The 18,247-nt window shown below is 45.1% G+C and carries 18 protein-coding genes; 12 read left to right on the top strand and 6 right to left on the bottom strand.

Features of this window, described 5'->3' with window-relative positions:
- The first annotated feature begins 68 nt into the window (after window positions 1-68).
- Both NYE56_RS01270 and NYE56_RS01275 read left to right on the top strand, forming a co-directional pair.
- Window positions 69-698, top strand: coding sequence for a LysE family translocator (locus tag NYE56_RS01270; protein WP_003246469.1), 630 nt, complete (start codon window positions 69-71; stop codon window positions 696-698).
- 69 nt (window positions 699-767) lie between these two features.
- Window positions 768-1,529, top strand: a complete 762-nt coding sequence (locus NYE56_RS01275) for a YqcI/YcgG family protein (protein WP_123373951.1) — start codon at window positions 768-770, stop codon at window positions 1,527-1,529.
- A 1-nt stretch (window position 1,530) separates the two neighbouring features.
- Here the strand turns inward: NYE56_RS01275 and NYE56_RS01280 are convergent, their stop codons facing one another.
- Complete coding sequence (locus tag NYE56_RS01280) at window positions 1,531-2,871, bottom strand: amino acid permease (protein WP_335451341.1); 1,341 nt, start codon at window positions 2,869-2,871, stop codon at window positions 1,531-1,533.
- 129 nt (window positions 2,872-3,000) lie between these two features.
- On the opposite strand from NYE56_RS01280, the gene NYE56_RS01285 reads away from it, so the two are divergent.
- Complete coding sequence (locus tag NYE56_RS01285; RefSeq protein ID WP_003246345.1) at window positions 3,001-3,597, top strand: DUF1989 domain-containing protein; 597 nt, start codon at window positions 3,001-3,003, stop codon at window positions 3,595-3,597.
- A 129-nt stretch (window positions 3,598-3,726) separates the two neighbouring features.
- On the top strand, window positions 3,727-4,545 hold the full coding sequence (gene nadE, locus NYE56_RS01290; protein WP_003246440.1) for an ammonia-dependent NAD(+) synthetase: 819 nt from the start codon (window positions 3,727-3,729) through the stop codon (window positions 4,543-4,545).
- A 49-nt stretch (window positions 4,546-4,594) separates the two neighbouring features.
- Here nadE and tmrB read toward each other — a convergent pair whose 3' ends face one another.
- On the bottom strand, window positions 4,595-5,188 hold the full coding sequence (gene tmrB, locus NYE56_RS01295) for a tunicamycin resistance ATP-binding TmrB (RefSeq protein WP_268555874.1): 594 nt from the start codon (window positions 5,186-5,188) through the stop codon (window positions 4,595-4,597).
- A gap of 277 nt (window positions 5,189-5,465) precedes the next feature.
- Here tmrB and NYE56_RS01300 point away from each other — a divergent pair, with 277 nt between their 5' ends.
- The gene (locus tag NYE56_RS01300) at window positions 5,466-6,026 is read left to right on the top strand and encodes a shikimate kinase (RefSeq protein WP_340034944.1); all 561 of its coding nucleotides are present in this window, start codon (window positions 5,466-5,468) and stop codon (window positions 6,024-6,026) included.
- Between the two features lie 27 nt (window positions 6,027-6,053).
- On the opposite strand, the gene NYE56_RS01305 is transcribed toward NYE56_RS01300, so the two are convergent.
- On the bottom strand, window positions 6,054-6,857 hold the full coding sequence (locus NYE56_RS01305; RefSeq protein WP_340035145.1) for a class I SAM-dependent methyltransferase: 804 nt from the start codon (window positions 6,855-6,857) through the stop codon (window positions 6,054-6,056).
- A 75-nt stretch (window positions 6,858-6,932) separates the two neighbouring features.
- Between NYE56_RS01305 and NYE56_RS01310 the strand changes: the two genes are divergently transcribed.
- The 7 genes from NYE56_RS01310 to putR all read left to right on the top strand — a co-directional run bounded on the left by NYE56_RS01310 (window position 6,933) and on the right by putR (window position 15,398).
- Window positions 6,933-7,907, top strand: coding sequence for a LysR family transcriptional regulator (locus NYE56_RS01310; protein WP_341283348.1), 975 nt, complete (start codon window positions 6,933-6,935; stop codon window positions 7,905-7,907).
- 71 nt (window positions 7,908-7,978) lie between these two features.
- Window positions 7,979-8,935, top strand: a complete 957-nt coding sequence (cah, locus tag NYE56_RS01315) for a cephalosporin C deacetylase (protein ID WP_015715213.1) — start codon at window positions 7,979-7,981, stop codon at window positions 8,933-8,935.
- A gap of 83 nt (window positions 8,936-9,018) precedes the next feature.
- Window positions 9,019-9,801: a nucleotidyltransferase domain-containing protein gene (locus NYE56_RS01320; protein WP_047183530.1), complete on the top strand. Its 783-nt coding sequence runs from the start codon at window positions 9,019-9,021 to the stop codon at window positions 9,799-9,801.
- Between the two features lie 189 nt (window positions 9,802-9,990).
- Window positions 9,991-10,902 (top strand): proline dehydrogenase PutB, encoded by a 912-nt coding sequence (gene putB, locus NYE56_RS01325; RefSeq protein ID WP_080030710.1) that lies wholly within the window; start codon window positions 9,991-9,993, stop codon window positions 10,900-10,902.
- 16 nt (window positions 10,903-10,918) lie between these two features.
- A complete protein-coding gene (pruA, locus tag NYE56_RS01330; protein WP_003234655.1) occupies window positions 10,919-12,466 on the top strand; it encodes an L-glutamate gamma-semialdehyde dehydrogenase in 1,548 nt (515 codons plus the stop codon).
- A 90-nt stretch (window positions 12,467-12,556) separates the two neighbouring features.
- Window positions 12,557-14,011, top strand: coding sequence for a sodium/proline symporter PutP (putP, locus tag NYE56_RS01335; protein WP_144483806.1), 1,455 nt, complete (start codon window positions 12,557-12,559; stop codon window positions 14,009-14,011).
- Window positions 14,012-14,162: 151 nt separating this feature from the next.
- Window positions 14,163-15,398: a proline utilization transcriptional regulator PutR gene (gene putR / locus NYE56_RS01340; RefSeq protein WP_003234651.1), complete on the top strand. Its 1,236-nt coding sequence runs from the start codon at window positions 14,163-14,165 to the stop codon at window positions 15,396-15,398.
- Between the two features lie 36 nt (window positions 15,399-15,434).
- On the opposite strand, the gene NYE56_RS01345 is transcribed toward putR, so the two are convergent.
- The 3 genes from NYE56_RS01345 to NYE56_RS01355 form a co-directional block, all read right to left on the bottom strand.
- Entirely contained in the window at window positions 15,435-16,292 is an 858-nt protein-coding gene (locus tag NYE56_RS01345; RefSeq protein WP_268555841.1) for a TIGR03943 family putative permease subunit, read from the bottom strand.
- Window positions 16,293-16,296: 4 nt separating this feature from the next.
- Entirely contained in the window at window positions 16,297-17,181 is an 885-nt protein-coding gene (locus NYE56_RS01350; protein WP_163189219.1) for a permease, read from the bottom strand.
- Between the two features lie 99 nt (window positions 17,182-17,280).
- Window positions 17,281-18,135, bottom strand: coding sequence for an alpha/beta fold hydrolase (locus tag NYE56_RS01355; protein WP_335451350.1), 855 nt, complete (start codon window positions 18,133-18,135; stop codon window positions 17,281-17,283).
- Window positions 18,136-18,247: the final 112 nt, after the last annotated feature.

An 18,247-nucleotide genomic window follows, 5' to 3' on the forward strand; every position in this document is an offset into this window, starting at 1 on the left:
TTTGTGCATAGCTTGGCCCGTTCCCGAATAAATTGTACAAGTTACATAAGAGAAGGGAGTACGGGCCGGTGAACATTTTTTTGAGCTATATTGTGCTGGGACTGTCCTTGTCTGCGCCTGTGGGGCCAGTGAATGCGGCGCAAATAGACAAAGGAATTAAAAACGGTTTTTGGCATGCATGGATTTTCGGTTTAGGCGCCATGACAGCGGATGGGCTGTACATGCTTTTTATCTATTTCGGGCTGTCGCAGTTCTTGACCGCTCCATTTGTGAAAACGTTTTTGTGGCTGTTCGGCTTTTTTGTCCTGACCTATACCGGAATTGAAACGCTGAAAAACGTCAGAGAACCAATGGATGTGCGAAGCTCGCGGGGGAAACCGTCATACAGGAAAACATTCGCATCGGGTTTTCTCATTTCATTGTCAAACCCATTGAGCATCCTTTTTTGGCTTGGAATTTACGGAAGCATTCTTGCGAAAACAGCTGAGGCCTACAATATGAATCAGCTTCTAATCTATAGCTCCGGCATCATGATCGGCATTTTAATCTGGGATTTCTGCATGGCTATCACAGCCAGTACGTTCAGAAACCTGCTTCATGAAAAGCTATTGAGAGGATTGACCGGAATCGCCGGTGTATCCCTCCTCGTGTTTGGCTTTTACTTTGGTTATCAGGGCATCAAACAGTTATTGGGCTGATTCATGAAGGACAGTCACCTGCCGCTTCCAGTTTTAATATAGTATCCAGATGATACTGGAGGTGGATCAATGGTGAATGGGATTTACACCAAAAGTTTTCTGGAACGTATTCAGGAAGAGCTTCCTGAATGGCAAAGAATCGCTTTTGAGCTGCTGGCAGAAACTCTGGCGGACGACGCGGATACGTTTCCGTGCATTCCCGGACGCCAGGCGTTTCTGACTGATCAGCTTCGGATTGCTTTTGCCGGAGATCCGCGGGAAAACCGTACAGCGGAGGAACTGGCTCCGTTGCTTGCGGAGTACGGCAAGATATCGCGGGACACGGGAAAATACGCATCCCTCGTTGTGTTGTTTGATACACCGGAAGATTTGGCGGAGCATTATTCGATTGAAGCGTATGAAGAGCTGTTTTGGCGCTTTTTAAATAGATTGAGTCATCAAGACGAAAAAGAATGGCCGGAAGACATTCCGGCCGATCCTGAGCATTATAAATGGGAGTTTTGTTTTGACGGCGAGCCGTATTTCATTCTGTGCGCTACACCGGGGCACGAGGCAAGAAGAAGCCGGAGCTTTCCTTTTTTTATGATCACGTTTCAGCCAAGGTGGGTTTTTGAGGACCTAAATGGATCAACTGCATTTGGCCGTAACATGAGCAGGCTGATCCGATCTCGTTTAGAGGCCTATGATCAGGCTCCGATTCACTCGCAATTAGGCTGGTACGGAGGAAAGGATAATCGTGAATGGAAGCAGTATTTCCTCCGTGATGACGAAAAACAGGTATCGAAGTGCCCGTTTTCTTATTTAAAGAACATGTTCAACAAAATGAAATAAATCAAGGACTGGCAGGGCGATCTTTATGACCCTGCTTTTTTTGATAGATCAAGGTAACGATGGCGATGATCACGAGAAAACCTATGCTGACGAAAAAACCGGGCCGGCTTGATTTTTCAAACAATGTACCGGACACAGCCGCAGCAATCAGAACCATCGCTAAATAAATTTGCGTTTTTCCCATGCCCTCGGGATCAGTCAGCTTTTTGCTGGAGAACAGGATAAACAGCCAAGTGTATAAAAGCATAAGCCCCGCAGCTGTTGTCATATGCTCATAAATGTTTTTAGGCAGCACTAACGACAGAATAATGGAGAGGACAAGCCCCGCAAACGTCAGCCCAAGTGCCGGCCAGCATATTTTTTTGCCTTCCTTTAGAGTAAAGCATTTCGGCGCGTCGCCGTCATCGGCCATTGTACAAAGCAATGTCGTAACGGCAAAAAGCGAAGCGACAAGGGTCGAGAACCCGGCAATGATGAAAATCCCGTTAAATATATCAAGGATGATCTCAAGGTTATATCCTTTTAATGATGTAATGAACGGGCTGTCCTGTTCAGTAAACGCGTGTAACGGAACCAAAAGCAAAGCAAGCCCGATTGAAATGATATAAATAATCGCCAGCGTCGCCAGCATCAGTTTCCCTGATTTAGATGCTTCCTCAGGTTTTTTTAAGTGAACCGCCATCAGCCCCATGACCTCAATTCCGCCAAAAGCGTAAAACGCGTAGATTAAACCTGTCCACAGCCCCATGGCGCCGTATGGGAAAAACTCTCTCGTCTTATTTGGAACATGTATGCCATGATTTCCTCCGGACAGGATACCGCATAATGCCAGGATGGCAATGACAATAAACATAAAAATAGCAGCTGTTTTAATGACTGCCAGCACGTTTTCTGTTTTTTCAAAGACGGACAGGCCGGTGAAAATAATAAGGAGCCCCAGTACCGCGTAGATTGAGGCAAACACCCAAAGCGGCACTTGAGGAAACCAATGCTTCGTAAATAGCGAAATGGCTGTCAGCTGGCTTCCGGTAATCAGCATTTCTGATGACCAGTACACCCAGCCGTTGCTGAAGCCTGCCCATTTGCCGAATGCTTTTCGGGCATACGCACAAAACGAACCTTTTTCCGGCTGCTTCGCCGACAGCTTGGCGAGCTGTTCAAAGACAAAATACGTACCGATTCCTGCGATCAGAAATGAAAGGAGAACGGAAAAACCGCTTTTTACAATTGCGATGCTGGAACCGAGAAAGAAGCCTGTTCCAATCGTGCAGCCGACTCCGATCAGTGACAGCTGCCACCAAGCCAGATTCCCTTTTGGCTGGTCTTTTTTTGTTTGGCTCATTATTTATTCAACCCCTTTTATCTAAGGTTAGATTGTGATCTGTCCGAAGCTTATATACATCGGATTTTTGCCTCTTTTTACATGGAGAAGGAAGCGGACGCTCATACTAATGAAAAAAGGAGCAAACCAATGACACAGCAATATATTGTGGAGCCGAAAAAAGGGCTTGGGCTGAAGCTGAAAAAGGGGCAGATTTTAAAGGTGGTTGATGTAGAAGGGCAGCAGGTGGCTGATTTTGTCGCATACCATGCCAAGGATTTTTATGAACACCTTGATCAGGGAGCGACGATAGATGCCAATCACTCCATTCATGTGAAGGTCAACGACCATCTCTACTCCAACCTGTATAAGCCGATGTTAACCCTGATTGAAGATACGGTCGGCAAGCATGATCTGCTGCTGCCCGCCTGCCGTCCTGATATGAACAGGCTCTTATATGGGAAGCAAAAGGATGAGTTTCAGGATACGTGCTATGACAATATGAACCGTGCGCTTGAGCAGTTTGGCGTACCGAAGCCTCACATGCATTACCCATTTGCGATTTTTATGAATACTGTCCTTGATGAGAAAGGGAATCTGTCTGTGGAAACGCCGCTTTCGAATGCTGGAGATTATGTAAGGCTCAGGGCGGAGATGGATTTAATTGTCGCGTTTTCTTCCTGCCCGATTGAAAAAGGGAAATGCAATGGCGACAGTGTGACATCCATACGGGTTGAAGTCAGCTGATCTCTCTTGTTCACTGTGAATGAAGACCTGTGCTATATTTAATAGGGATACATAACAGTCATGATTCATTTTCATTGATTTGGGGAAATGATCAGTAACAAGGGAAAATGTACAGGAGGAATGATTGGGATGAGCATGCAGGAAAAGATTATGCGTGAGTTACATGTGAAGCCCTCAATTGATCCAAAGCAAGAAATTGAGGACCGAGTCAATTTTTTAAAACAATATGTAAAGAAAACCGGTGCTAAAGGCTTTGTATTGGGAATCAGCGGAGGCCAGGATTCAACACTTGCGGGAAGACTCGCTCAGCTTGCGGTGGAGAGCATTCGCGAGGAGGGCGGAGACGCTCAATTTATCGCGGTCCGTCTTCCGCATGGCACACAGCAGGATGAAGACGATGCCCAGCTTGCTTTAAAGTTTATTAAGCCGGATAAATCATGGAAGTTTGATATTAAATCAACAGTCAGCGCTTTTTCTGATCAGTATCAGCAGGAAACAGGCGATCAGCTGACTGACTTTAATAAAGGAAACGTAAAAGCAAGAACAAGAATGATCGCGCAATACGCGATCGGCGGCCAGGAAGGCCTTCTTGTGTTAGGAACAGACCATGCTGCTGAAGCAGTGACTGGTTTCTTTACGAAGTACGGTGACGGCGGAGCAGACCTCCTGCCGCTGACAGGCTTGACGAAGCGCCAGGGAAGAACCCTGCTGAAAGAGCTGGGTGCACCGGAACGCTTATACTTAAAAGAACCGACTGCCGATCTGCTCGACGAAAAACCGCAGCAGTCGGATGAAACAGAGCTTGGCATTTCCTACGACGAGATTGACGATTATCTCGAAGGAAAAGAAGTATCTGCGAAAGTATCAGAAGCGCTGGAAAAACGCTACAGCATGACTGAACATAAACGCCAGGTTCCGGCGTCTATGTTTGATGACTGGTGGAAATAAGTTGAAGAAAGCCCGCTCTCGGAGCGGGCTTTTGTCGTGTACAGAAGCTTTATTTGATGCGGATATGATTCAGCTTTACCATTAATCTGTCGGTGAACCTTCGGAGGCTGCCTCTCATATCAGGATCTAATGGGAGTTCGGCTCTCGCGGCAATGTTCTCTGCCACATCCTGAATCGACAGGTGGTCTGTTTGAATGTGGTCCTCAAAAATGGGTGATGATAAACCTTCAACGCAGCGGTCAATTTGTTTGGCGGCCCATGAGTTTTTTCCTTCTGCTCTGGTGCGCAGCCTTTTTAATAAGGTTTCCTTTGAAGCCATTAGTGTAAAGTGGTGAACGATCCTGCCTTCATGTCTGAGTCTGCCGATGATCTCATTGAAGTATTCAGGATGTACAATCGTCATAGGCACAATAATGATGCCGCGGTATGTATCTGTCAGAGAAGCTAGCAAACTGTAATTGAACGCCCGCCATAAGGGATAGCTTTGAAAATCGTCCTTTGCGATCTCCTGCGGCACCATGGAGCGCAGCGCAAAACCCATTTTCTCGGGATCATACACGTAAGATGGGTTCAGCCTTCTGTGCAATTCGAAGGCTGTTTGTGTTTTTCCGGAACCGAATGCCCCGTTTATCCAAATGATCATCGCCATTTCTCCCTTCCTATTCATCATACAGAAAAAGACCCTTCCATCGAAGAGTCAGCTGGAAAAACAATAAAGGCGGAAGGTTTTAATGCTTTTTTGCGTCGAAGTATTAAAATACCTGCAGAAATGTTGTACAATGAATGTCATTCAGGCAAAAATGGATAAACAACAAAGCGCACTATAAGCTTGACCGGTAAAGCCTGTATCTATATAAATATTCGCTAAATAAGCATATAATGAATATAAAATTTCATTCCTTAGGAGGATTTCGCCGAAGATGAACGCTAAACGAGCCATCCCAGTAAGAGAAAGAAATATCGTCCTGATCGGATTCATGGGTGTAGGAAAAACAACAATCGGCCAATTGGTCGCTAAAAAATTATATAGAGATTTTATTGATATTGACCAACAGATCGAAAAGGATTTCAATATGTCAATTCCTGAGATATTTGAGAAAAAGGGAGAAGCCTTTTTCCGGAAAACGGAGAAGGAATATATTTTAGACATCTGCCATCATAAACGATTCAAAATCGTATCTCTGGGCGGGGGATCTTTTAAACAAGAAGAAATCAGAAATTGCTGTCTGGAAAACTGTCTCGTGCTTCATCTGGACCTGTCATGGGAGAACTGGAAGCAGCGCGCGGATTTATTGATCGAAAGCCGCCCTGTACTGCATAACCGTTCAATGGATGAAATGGAACAGCTGTTTAACGAAAGAAAAGTCATTTATGACAAGCACAATTCAAAAGTGGCAACAGACAACCTTTCCCCGGAAGAGGTTGCCGATTACATTGTTGAGACATTAAAAATTGGCTGGGATCTTTATCAGCCGATGTAAAAAGCCGTGCGCAGCGCACGGCTTTTTTTATCGTTTTATCCCTTGTATCAAAATCGCTTTTAAACAAAAGGAGATGGGCTGTCCGTTTTGGTTCAATGTAATACAGAACGTGTCGCGTGCTTCGTCTGATGCGTGGTTCAAGTGGGCAATGATTTGTTTTTCTCGGTCAGCGGGGGTTCCGCCTCGTTTGATCCAGCTATCGTATTGAATCGGCAAGTTCCACTTTTGGATATCTTGATAGGCCAGTTGATTGGCGCTGAACATCGACTGCCATTCTGATAATGAGCTTTCTCGAACATGGGAAGGGTCTCGAAGCCGGTTCAAATGATTGACAAACTCATCAAGAATGGGATCATCAGGCGCGTAATGATCAACTAAGAGAAAACGTCCGTCCTGTTTTAGTACGCGTGCAACCTCTCTGACAGCTTTGCGGACATCTGAAAAATGGTGGGCTGCGTATCGGCAGGTGATGATGTCAAATGAATCGTCGGGGAAGGGGAGTGACTCTGCCGTTCCTTGCTGAAAGCGTACGTTTTCAACTCCTTTTTCTTGCGCGAAGGAGGACGCAACCTCTACCATCTCTTTCGTCGCATCAACACCGATGCATTCCTGTACATAAGGAGAAAATGCTAGGGCCGTATGGCCGGCGCCCGCTCCGATATCCAGCACCCGATGATCCGCACGGCATTCCGCTGTTTTGATCATCAACCCCAAATCTTCCCCCTCGGCAAATACCTTTTCATCCCGATACATCTCGGCGTTTTTAGAAAACGGTGTTTCATTTGTCATTTGAACCAGCTCCTTCTTTTCGTAAATGATGATATGGATTATGTTAGCAATTTCTGTTATGATTCGTCCAAGATATAAAAATGATGAAAACGATAGGTTCAACCTATGGGGGCTGAAATGGATATTAAAGTGATGGAATATGCAGCGGAAATTGCCCGGCGCCAAAGCTTTACAAAGGCGGCGGAACATCTTCATATCGCACAGCCGTCTCTCAGCCAGCAAATCAAAAAGCTTGAGGCTGAGCTGGGGCTTACCCTTTTTCACAGATCTCATGGCTCTGTTACACTGACACCCCACGGCAGGCGTTTCATTGAAAAAGCCGAGGACATCATTCGTTCCAGAGATGATTTGCTTCGGGAAATGCAGGAGCGATCACAGGGAATCGGTCATAAATTATCCATCGGGATTCCTGCTGTAACAGGGAGATATCTCTTTCCTCCGCTGCTGAAGCAGTTTTTGGCGCGCTATCCTCATGTGGAGGTTCAGCTTGTTGAAAAAGATCCGGTTTCATTAGAGGAGATGACGGCAAAGGGAGAAGTTGACCTTTCTGTTTTATCCTTGCCGATCGAGGATGAACGGCTCTCCATTACACCCTTGCTCACGGAACCGGTTGTTCTCGCGGTGCCGAAGGAAAAACAAAGGTGGATGCCGCCGGAAATGGTCACGCTGATTGAGAAAGCGCTGGAAGAAGATGGGGGCCGCCAGCCGTGTGTGCCGCTTGACATGGTAAGGAACGTGCCCTTTATTCTGTTAAAAGAAGGCTTCGGCTTTCGCAGGACAGTTCTCGATCTCTGTGCGGAAAGCGGCTTTAAGCCGAATGCTGCCTTTAAGACAAGCCATATTGAAACCGCCCAATCTCTTGTGGCTAACGGATTAGGTGTGACAATGGCGCCGAATATGGTCAGAAGGGATAAAGATCCGGGTGTGATCTATTTATCGATTCAATCCGCGCCATCACGAACCCTCGTCTTTGTCTTTTTAAAGAACCGCTATGTCAGTCTGACCGCCCAGGCCTTTATGGAACTAACCCGGGAAAGTCTTAAACAAACGTTTGATGAAGGCTGTCTGGGAAACAAAGATGAAAATATTTAGAAAACAAAGCCGAAACGTGGTAGTATAGGAATACAAACTAAATCTTATAAAACAAAGGGGAATAATCGGAAATGCAACTATTCGATCTGCCGCTCGACCAATTGCAAACATATAAGCCTGAAAAAACAGCACCGAAAGATTTTTCTGAGTTTTGGAAATTGTCTTTGGAGGAACTTGCAAAAGTCCAAGCAGAACCTGATTTACAGCCGGTTGACTATCCTGCTGACGGAGTAAAAGTGTACCGTCTCACATATAAAAGCTTCGGAAACGCCCGCATTACCGGATGGTACGCGGTGCCTGACAAGGAAGGCCCGCATCCGGCGATCGTGAAATATCATGGCTACAATGCAAGCTATGATGGTGAGATTCATGAAATGGTAAACTGGGCACTCCATGGCTACGCCGCATTCGGCATGCTTGTCCGCGGCCAACAGAGCAGCGAGGATACGAGTATTTCACCGCACGGTCACGCTTTGGGCTGGATGACGAAAGGAATTCTTGATAAAGATACATACTATTACCGCGGTGTTTATTTGGACGCCGTCCGCGCGCTTGAGGTCATCAGCAGCTTTGACGAGGTTGATGAAACAAGGATCGGTGTGACAGGAGGAAGCCAAGGCGGAGGTTTAACCATTGCCGCAGCAGCGCTGTCAGACATTCCAAAAGCCGCGGTTGCCGATTATCCTTATTTAAGCAACTTCGAAAGGGCCATTGATGTGGCGCTTGAACAGCCGTACCTTGAAATCAATTCCTTCTTCAGAAGAAATGGCAGCCCGGAAACAGAAGTGCAGGCGATGAAGACACTTTCATATTTCGATATTATGAATCTCGCTGACCGAGTGAAGGTGCCTGTCCTGATGTCAATCGGCCTGATTGACAAGGTCACGCCGCCGTCCACCGTGTTTGCCGCCTACAATCATTTGGAAACAGAGAAAGAGCTGAAGGTGTACCGCTACTTCGGACATGAGTATATCCCTGCTTTTCAAACGGAAAAACTTGCTTTCTTTAAGCAGCATCTTAAAGGCTGATAAATGTGAAAAGCCGCCGCATATCATCAGGCGGTTTTTTTCTGCGAACTGCCGGAATGAGAACAGACTGGAGACGAATAGATATGAAACAAAGAATCATTGATGAATTAAAACGGATCGAGCAGTCATACGGAGTCAAAATTGTGTATGCCGTCGAGTCAGGAAGCCGCGCATGGGGATTTCCCTCGCAGGATAGTGATTACGACGTCCGCTTTATTTATGTGCCGAAAAAGGAGTGGTATTTTTCAATTGAGCAGGAGCGGGATGTGATTGAGGAACCGATTCACGATTTACTGGATATCAGCGGCTGGGAGCTGAGAAAGACGCTGCGCCTCTTCAAAAAATCAAACCCGCCGCTCCTTGAATGGCTGTCCTCAGACATTGTATATTACGAAGCATTTACGACCGCAGAGCAGTTAAGAAAACTGCGCACGGAGGCATTTAAGCCTGAAGCAAGCGTGTATCACTATATCAATATGGCGAGAAGGAACGTCAAGGATTATCTACAAGGACAAGAGGTCAAAATTAAAAAGTACTTCTACGTTCTTCGGCCTATTTTGGCCTGCCAATGGATTGAAAAGCACGGAACCATTCCGCCAATGGACTTTACTGTTTTGATGAATGAACTTATTGCTGAACCCGAGCTGAAGGCTGAAATGGAAACTTTGCTTGAACGGAAAAGAAGAGGAGAAGAGCTTGACCTCGAAGCAAGAATCGATGTGATTCACCAATTCATTGAAACGGAAATTGAAAGAATCATGGAAGCGGCAAAAGAACTGAAGGCAGAGAAAAAAGATATGACACCTGAGTTGAACCGTTTGCTTTTGAATACGGTTGAAGAAGTGTGGAAGGATGGAGGAAGCTGATGTTTTTTGTCGCTTCCTTTTCTCCTTTATTCGACAGAATCCCCCCCGACTTTCTAACTATCTGATTGTGGCAAACCCACAAAAATAATCAGAATCTTTGTATTTTGAGAATATTGTGAACGTCGGTTTTGTCCATTTACAATAAACTCATACAAATACTTCTTAGATTGCGGGGTGTTGAGGTTGGAAGTGATCACAAGAGATTTTTTCTTATTTTTATCCAAAAGCGGCTTTCTCAATAAAATGGCGAGGAACTGGGGAAGCCGGGTAGCAGCGGGTAAAATTATCGGCGGGAATGACTTTAACAGTTCAATCCCGACCATTCGACAGCTTAACAGCCAAGGTTTGTCAGTTACTGTCGATCATTTAGGCGAGTTTGTGAACAGCGCCGAGGTCGCACGGGAGCGTACGGAAGAGTGCATTCAAACCATTGCGACCATCGCGGATCAGGAGCTGAACTCACACGTTTCTTTAAAAATGACGTCTTTAGGTTTGGATATAGATATGGATTTGGTGTATGAAAATATGACAAAAATCCTTCAGACGGCCGAGAAACATAAAATCATGGTCACCATTGACATGGAGGACGAAGTCAGATGCCAGAAAACGCTTGATATTTTCAAAGATTTCAGAAAGAAATACGAGCATGTGAGCACAGTGCTGCAAGCCTATCTGTACCGGACGGAAAAAGACATTGACGATTTGGATTCTTTAAACCCGTTCCTTCGCCTTGTAAAAGGAGCTTATAAAGAATCAGAAAAAGTAGCTTTCCCGGAGAAAAGCGATGTCGATGAAAATTACAAAAAAATCATCCGAAAGCAGCTCTTAAACGGTCACTATACAGCGATTGCCACACATGACGACAAAATGATCGACTTTACAAAGCAGCTTGCCAAGGAACATGGCATTGCCCATGACAAGTTTGAATTTCAGATGCTGTACGGCATGCGGTCGCAAACCCAGCTCAGCCTCGTAAAAGAAGGTTATAACATGAGAGTCTACCTGCCATACGGCGAGGATTGGTACGGCTACTTTATGAGACGCCTTGCAGAACGTCCGTCTAACATTGCATTTGCTTTCAAAGGAATGACAAAGAAGTAAAAAAGGAGAGATTATCATGACAACACCTTACAAACACGAGCCATTCACAAATTTCCAAGATCAAAACAACGTGGAAGCGTTTAAAAAAGCGCTTGCGACAGTAAGCGAATATTTAGGAAAAGACTATCCGCTTGTCATTAACGGCGAGAGAGTGGAAACAGAAGCGAAAATCGTTTCAATCAACCCGGCTGATAAAGAAGAAGTCGTCGGCCGAGTGTCAAAAGCTTCTCAAGAGCACGCTGAGCAAGCGATTCAAGCGGCTGCAAAAGCATTTGAAGAGTGGAGATACACGTCTCCTGAAGAGAGAGCGGCTGTCCTGTTCCGCGCTGCTGCCAAAGTCCGCAGAAGAAAACATGAATTCTCAGCTTTGCTTGTGAAAGAAGCAGGAAAGCCTTGGAACGAGGCGGATGCCGATACGGCTGAAGCGATTGACTTCATGGAGTATTATGCACGCCAAATGATCGAACTGGCAAAAGGCAAACCGGTCAACAGCCGTGAAGGCGAGAAAAACCAATATGTATACACGCCGACTGGAGTGACAGTCGTTATCCCGCCTTGGAACTTCTTGTTTGCGATCATGGCAGGCACAACAGTGGCGCCGATCGTTACTGGAAACACAGTGGTTCTGAAACCTGCGAGTGCTACACCTGTTATTGCAGCAAAATTTGTTGAGGTGCTTGAAGAGTCCGGATTGCCAAAAGGCGTAGTCAACTTTGTTCCGGGAAGCGGAGCGGAAGTAGGCGACTATCTTGTTGACCATCCGAAAACAAGCCTTATCACATTTACGGGATCAAGAGAAGTTGGTACGAGAATTTTCGAACGCGCTGCGAAAGTACAGCCGGGCCAGCAGCATTTAAAGCGTGTCATCGCTGAAATGGGCGGGAAAGATACGGTTGTTGTTGATGAGGATGCGGACATTGAATTAGCGGCTCAATCGATCTTTACTTCAGCATTCGGCTTTGCGGGACAAAAATGCTCTGCAGGTTCACGTGCAGTAGTTCATGAAAAAGTGTATGATCAAGTATTAGAGCGTGTCATTGAAATTACGGAATCAAAAGTAACAGCTAAACCTGACAGTGCAGATGTTTATATGGGACCTGTCATTGACCAAGGTTCTTATGATAAAATTATGAGCTATATTGAGATCGGAAAACAGGAAGGGCGTTTAGTAAGCGGCGGTACTGGTGATGATTCGAAAGGATACTTCATCAAACCGACGATCTTCGCTGACCTTGATCCGAAAGCAAGACTCATGCAGGAAGAAATTTTCGGACCTGTCGTTGCATTTTGTAAAGTGTCAGACTTTGATGAAGCTTTAGAAGTGGCAAACAATACTGAATATGGTTTGACAGGCGCGGTTATCACAAACAACCGCAAGCACATCGAGCGTGCGAAACAGGAATTCCATGTCGGAAACCTATACTTCAACCGCAACTGTACAGGTGCTATCGTCGGCTACCATCCGTTTGGCGGCTTCAAAATGTCGGGAACGGATTCAAAAGCAGGCGGGCCGGATTACTTGGCTCTGCATATGCAAGCAAAAACAATCAGTGAAATGTTCTAAGCGGGACTAAATGGGCATCCTCCCTGCGGGGGTGTCCATTTCATCCATATACTATAAAAAAGAGGAGGAAGTGCCATAGAAAACACACAGCTGATTATTTCGATTTGTATTTATATGGCGGGAATGCTGCTAATCGGCTACTTTGCTTACAAGCGTACGTCGAATCTGACGGATTACATGCTGGGAGGACGCTCTTTGGGTCCGGCAGTAACCGCTCTCAGTGCCGGCGCTGCCGATATGAGCGGCTGGCTGCTAATGGGGCTTCCGGGCGCCATGTTTTCTACTGGTCTGAGCGGCGCTTGGATCGTCATCGGACTCTGCCTTGGAGCGTGGGCGAACTGGCTTTACGTCGCACCGCGGCTGAGAACCTATACTGAAAAAGCGGGGAATTCCATTACAATTCCCGGATTCCTGGAAAATCGCTTCGGAGATCAAACAAAGCTTCTCAGACTGTTTTCGGGAATTGTCATTTTAGTCTTTTTCACGTTTTATGTATCGTCCGGAATGGTGTCCGGCGGTGTCTTATTCAACAGCATCTTGGGGATGGATTATCACACCGGCCTGTGGATTGTGACAGGTGTTGTTGTGGCATATACCCTGTTTGGCGGCTTTTTGGCAGTCAGCTGGACAGATTTTGTTCAGGGGATCATTATGTTTGCCGCACTCATTCTTGTGCCGATCGTTACGTTTTTCCACACGGGAGGAGCAGGTGATACAGTTGCTGAAATCCGCTCTGTAGATCCTGATATGTTTAATATTTTCAAAGGAACGAGCGTCCTTGGCATTATTTCTTTGTTTGCCTGGGGGCTGGGATACTTTGGCCAGCCGCATATTATTGTGCGTTTTATGGCGATCACGTCTGTCAAAGAGATCAAAAGAGCGCGCAGAATCGGGATGGGCTGGATGATTTTGTCTGCAGTAGGCGCAGTGCTGACCGGTTTGGGCGGAATCGCTTATTACCATCAGCGCGGCATGACACTGAAGGACCCAGAGACGATTTTTATTCAATTAGGGAATATCTTGTTCCATCCGCTTATCACGGGTTTTCTGATTTCAGCGATTTTGGCTGCGATTATGAGTACAATTTCTTCTCAGCTGCTTGTGACATCAAGCTCTCTGGTAGAAGATTTGTATAAGTCGATGTTCAGACGCTCAGCTTCAGATAAAGAACTGGTGTTTTTAGGCCGTCTGGCTGTTCTGGCTGTTTCAATTGTCGCGTTGGTTCTGGCTTGGGAGAAAAATAACACCATCCTTGGATTGGTCAGCTACGCGTGGGCGGGCTTTGGTGCATCATTCGGGCCGGTTGTACTGCTCAGTCTGTTTTGGAAACGAATGACCAAATGGGGGGCACTCGCCGGCATGATTGTGGGAGCAGCGACTGTAATCATTTGGGCGAATGCCGGTCTTTCGGACTTTCTGTATGAAATGATACCTGGTTTTGCTGCGAGTCTATTATCTGTCTTTTTTGTCAGCATATTGACGCAGGCTCCGTCACAAGCTGTCACAGACCAGTTCAACGACTACCAAGATACAATGTCACAATAAAGATCGAAAGGAGGAGGAAGGGGCTGTCCCTTTTTCCTCTTTTCTCCTTTTAAGCGGCATTTTTTTCTTTTGGAAACAAACGTATTTTTTTCTATACAAAAAGACCCCGTATGGATATGATTAAAGTAAAAAAAGTATAGGAGAAAAAGGTATGGAAGAGCTTTTAGAGAGAGTTTTTTCATTTTCAGATGTTGATAAGCTGATTGATTTTATTAGCTATGAACTGCAAAAACCAGTGATACTGGAAAGCGCGGATTTCTTTTTGTTAGCCTATAATTCTTACTATATTAACCATTTTGATTCTGCCAACCAGCAGACTATTTTTTCGAAAAAGTGTCCGGTCCAGATTTTTGAGAGGTTTCTGAAGGACGGAATTATTGAAAAATTGAAAACGGAGCCTGAGCCTTTTCGCGTCAATAAAATTGAAAGCATTGGGTTAAACCAGAGGGTGGTCGTGAGTGCTAAGCACAAAGGGGAAGTCATGGGCTACATCTGGATTCAGGAGCTGGACCAAAATCTGACGGATGAAGAGCTCGACTTTTTGTACGAGACCTCCTTCCATGTCGGGAAAATCATTTATAAAACGAATAAATTGAAACAGGAAAAGGAAGAAAAAGCAGAGGATCTCATCAAACGGGCGATCTATCAGCAATTTACCTCTGAGAAGGAACTCAGACGGGAAGCTGAAAGGATCAACACCGTGCTGCCTTCCATGTTTTCAGTTGTTATCCTGCACGCCGCAAATGGGGATGGGGAAGCGGTTGAGGATTTAAAGGAAAATATCAGGTCGTACCTGAATTTACGGGATAAGGTCAGTCATGTCTTAACGATCGAATCAAACATTGTCATCGTCGTAGCGAGTTTTTCCCAAAAAAGCTCCGTCTCCTCAGCAGCTTCTGAATTTATTAACAAGCTGTTAACACATTTTCACTTTCAAAAAATACCTACCCCTATTTATATCGGTATCGGAAACGAATATAATCACCTATTAAAACTTGGCAAGAGCTACACAGAAGCACTTGAAGTCATCAAAGCCGCAGAAATCACCGGCAATCAGGAAAACATTCCATATGAATATGCCAAACTCGGCATTTACCGCTATTTAGAAAGCATCGAACAGAAAAATGAATTTTTAGAATACGAGAATAAAGATTTAGCCTTATTAAAAGCAAAAGACGAAGAAAGCAGCACTGAGCTGCTCAAAACCTTGGAAATCTATCTCCTCAACAACTGCAAAACAAAACCAGCGGCAGAACAGCTGTTTATTCACCAAAATACATTGAATTACCGCATCAAACAGATTACTGAGATGACGTCGATCGATTTAAGCGATTTCAGAACGCGGTGCCAGCTCTATCTCGATTTGATGCTGATGAAAAAGAAATAAAAAAGAAACCAGTACTTGTACTGGTTTCGTCTTCACTTAAAATCCTCTGTAAACATACGGATCATCAGGTTTTTTAATGGTATTCCAGTCAGTTACTTTGACGACAGGGAGAGTTGACTTGAATGGCTGGTAATATTCTGAGGCCAGAGTGCCCTTAATGTGAATCCATTCATCATCCTTGATGTCCATGTCCTTCGGAAATTCCACAAGCATCCCGTACACGCCGGAATCAGCGATACAGTGAATGATGCCAAACCTTAATACGAACAGCTGATTTTTGTTAATTGCGTTTCCTTTGTAAGCAAATCCATGAAAATCTATCGTCCGTCCGAGAAATTCACCCGGATAGTTATAGATGGTTTCCATTCCTTTTAGGAAATCGTCATCGGTCAGAGAAATCTCTTTTTTGCTGGAATACTTATTAAACAGCTGTTTCATTTGTTTGTCATAGCTGTCTTGCGCGTAATACAAGCTGGCATCAGGCCGCAAATACTGTGTTTGGGAGTAGTGATCTCCGCTCTCCATCGCCTTAAACGAGAACCCTTTTGTTTTGACTATGGATGAGTCAAGCGTTGCAATCGGGAAGAAGATGCCTGACACCAAAGGAAAAAGAAAAACAACATAAATCAAATAACGCTGATAAAATGGCTTGTTTTGTTCATGGTCATGCTCGTGATCATGGCCGCACCCGCAATCATGGTCATGGTGATGCCCGCTTTTTTCAGGCGACTTGATAAATAGATATGCTTGGACGGCGGTCAGAATAGCCAGCAGGAAGATCGCAATAAAGGAAAGATAGGCATATTTCATATTGATATATTTTGTTAGATTTCCTGAGGCATGCAGATGATAAAAGAAAAACGTAAATCCCATCAGCACAAATAAACGAAACATCCAATCACCCCTTTACCAGTAGTGATCCCGCTAAAACAATCACGACAATGTATGTAATCAGCAGGAAAACAAATCGTTTTTTGAAGGCCGCAAGCATCATCAATAGATTCTTAATATCCACCATTGCGCCAAAGACGAGAAAGGCGATTAACGATCCTAATGAAAATGTGCTGCTGAAGGAAGACGCGATGAACGCATCAACTTCTGAACAAAGCGACAGGACAAACGCCAGACCCATCATCACGAGGGAAGAGGATACATCATTCTGCCCGATCGCAAGCAGAGTGGATGTTTTGACATACGTCTGCATAGCGGCTGCGATAAAGGCGCCGATGATTAAATATTTCCCCACGGAGAAAAATTCATCAATGGCATGCCGCAAGGTCCCGCCCAGTTTTTGGAGCAAGGTGCCGTGATAATGATGGTGGTGCCCGGGTTCATCAGGCTTCAAAAGCTGGTTATCCTTAAATTGATAGGATAAGATGACCCCGATGATCAGCGAAACGGCGAGAGCCAGTCCGCCTCTGTAAAAGACAACGCTCCATCTATTCCCGAACGCAATATAAGTAGAAAATAAAACGATAGGATTAATGATAGGCGCGGTCAGCATGAAAGCAACGCCCGCATGCAGAGGAACTCCCTTTAACAGAAGCCGCCTCGTAATCGGGATGATGCCGCATTCGCAGGCGGGAAATAAAACGCCGGCCAGCGCACCGAATAAAACGGCGAGAAAACGGTTTTTCGGCATGATTCTTGCAATCATTTCTTCAGAAACAAACATTTGAATGATTCCGGAAAGTATGACGCCAATCAGAATAAACGGAATGGCTTCTATTAAAATGCTGATAAAAATAGAATTCAGCTGAAGAAAAGATGATTGTGCTGTCACAATAAAACCTCCGCTCATGTTAAGCTGCCTTTCTTATGATACCAGAAAAAAAGGCACTGCTTGTTTGACGGAGGAGGGGAAAGGATCGTTTCACTTTGGTTAGGATTCCAAAAAGCCGAGTAGGATACTGTCTGTTTCTGCAGCTTCTTTTCCGAGCCAAATCAGGTGTCCCCATGAGTGAAGCAAACAGAGAGCAGCGCCATGAATGTGCTCTTTTGCATGATGTGCATGTGACAAGTCAACCAATCCATCATAAACACTTTGCATAATCAGCACGGGACATATGATGGCTTGCAGGTCTTTTAAAGAGACAGCGGCGGTTTGTGACAAGTCAAGCAGAAATCCTTCACTCGAGCGCTGCCGGCTGTTCATTTTCCGAAATGCTTCTATGTCTTTTTCATTCATCAAGGACTTGATTCGCTGAAACGGAAGCGTGCTGAATTGGGGGCTCATAGCTCGAAACATCAAACGCGGGAAAGCGTTATTCAAAGAAGAAATCAGCTTCCATATCCACTTTTCCACCGGCGGGCGGAAGAGAATTCTCCCCAATTTATATTCAGTGTCTTTTGGGGTGAGCCACTCTTTGGTGACCGCGGATTGCAGGGTCAATGTATTTATTCTTTCCGGATAATGTGAGGCAAAGCATATGCCGCTCGGCCCTCCTGCTGAGATGGCGATCACATGGACACTGTAGATTTGTAAATGATCTAATAATTTCACATAGAAACGGCAGGCGTTGGCAAGACTTTTTCCAATTTCTTTTGACGTTCGTCCATAGCCGGGCCTTGAAGGCGTAATGATGGAATACCCTTGCTCAATCAACGCTGTGTATCCGAATTCCTCGTAACAATTTGAATGCCCGCCATGCATGACAAGGATGGGGGCACCCTTTCCAGCCACTGAATATTCTAGTGTATGTCCTTCGAAGGTGATCGTTTCGACTCGTCTTTTCATCTGTTTCACCCAATTGGTTTTTGCCTATTATAGGGTTTTCAGCAATTGATCACAAGGTGAAGAAATGAATAAACACAGGCTCGTGAAATATGATATACTTTGTGTTGATATT

Origin of the sequence: Bacillus sp. FSL R5-0603, from assembly GCF_038050295.1 — a bacterium.
Lineage (GTDB): Bacteria > Bacillota > Bacilli > Bacillales > Bacillaceae > Bacillus > Bacillus subtilis.

What these genes read in the sequence shown, in the direction of transcription:
- NYE56_RS01275 (WP_123373951.1), top strand. Translation starts at nt 768, where the DNA reads ATGGTGAATGGGATTTACACCAAAAGTTTTCTGGAACGTATTCAGGAA.
- NYE56_RS01280 (WP_335451341.1), bottom strand. Translation starts at nt 2,871, where the DNA reads ATGAGCCAAACAAAAAAAGACCAGCCAAAAGGGAATCTGGCTTGGTGG.
- NYE56_RS01285 (WP_003246345.1), top strand. Translation starts at nt 3,001, where the DNA reads ATGACACAGCAATATATTGTGGAGCCGAAAAAAGGGCTTGGGCTGAAG.
- nadE (WP_003246440.1), top strand. Translation starts at nt 3,727, where the DNA reads ATGAGCATGCAGGAAAAGATTATGCGTGAGTTACATGTGAAGCCCTCA.
- tmrB (WP_268555874.1), bottom strand. Translation starts at nt 5,188, where the DNA reads ATGATCATTTGGATAAACGGGGCATTCGGTTCCGGAAAAACACAAACA.
- NYE56_RS01300 (WP_340034944.1), top strand. Translation starts at nt 5,466, where the DNA reads ATGAACGCTAAACGAGCCATCCCAGTAAGAGAAAGAAATATCGTCCTG.
- NYE56_RS01310 (WP_341283348.1), top strand. Translation starts at nt 6,933, where the DNA reads ATGGATATTAAAGTGATGGAATATGCAGCGGAAATTGCCCGGCGCCAA.
- cah (WP_015715213.1), top strand. Translation starts at nt 7,979, where the DNA reads ATGCAACTATTCGATCTGCCGCTCGACCAATTGCAAACATATAAGCCT.
- NYE56_RS01320 (WP_047183530.1), top strand. Translation starts at nt 9,019, where the DNA reads ATGAAACAAAGAATCATTGATGAATTAAAACGGATCGAGCAGTCATAC.
- pruA (WP_003234655.1), top strand. Translation starts at nt 10,919, where the DNA reads ATGACAACACCTTACAAACACGAGCCATTCACAAATTTCCAAGATCAA.
- putR (WP_003234651.1), top strand. Translation starts at nt 14,163, where the DNA reads ATGGAAGAGCTTTTAGAGAGAGTTTTTTCATTTTCAGATGTTGATAAG.
- NYE56_RS01345 (WP_268555841.1), bottom strand. Translation starts at nt 16,292, where the DNA reads ATGTTTCGTTTATTTGTGCTGATGGGATTTACGTTTTTCTTTTATCAT.
- NYE56_RS01355 (WP_335451350.1), bottom strand. Translation starts at nt 18,135, where the DNA reads ATGAAAAGACGAGTCGAAACGATCACCTTCGAAGGACATACACTAGAA.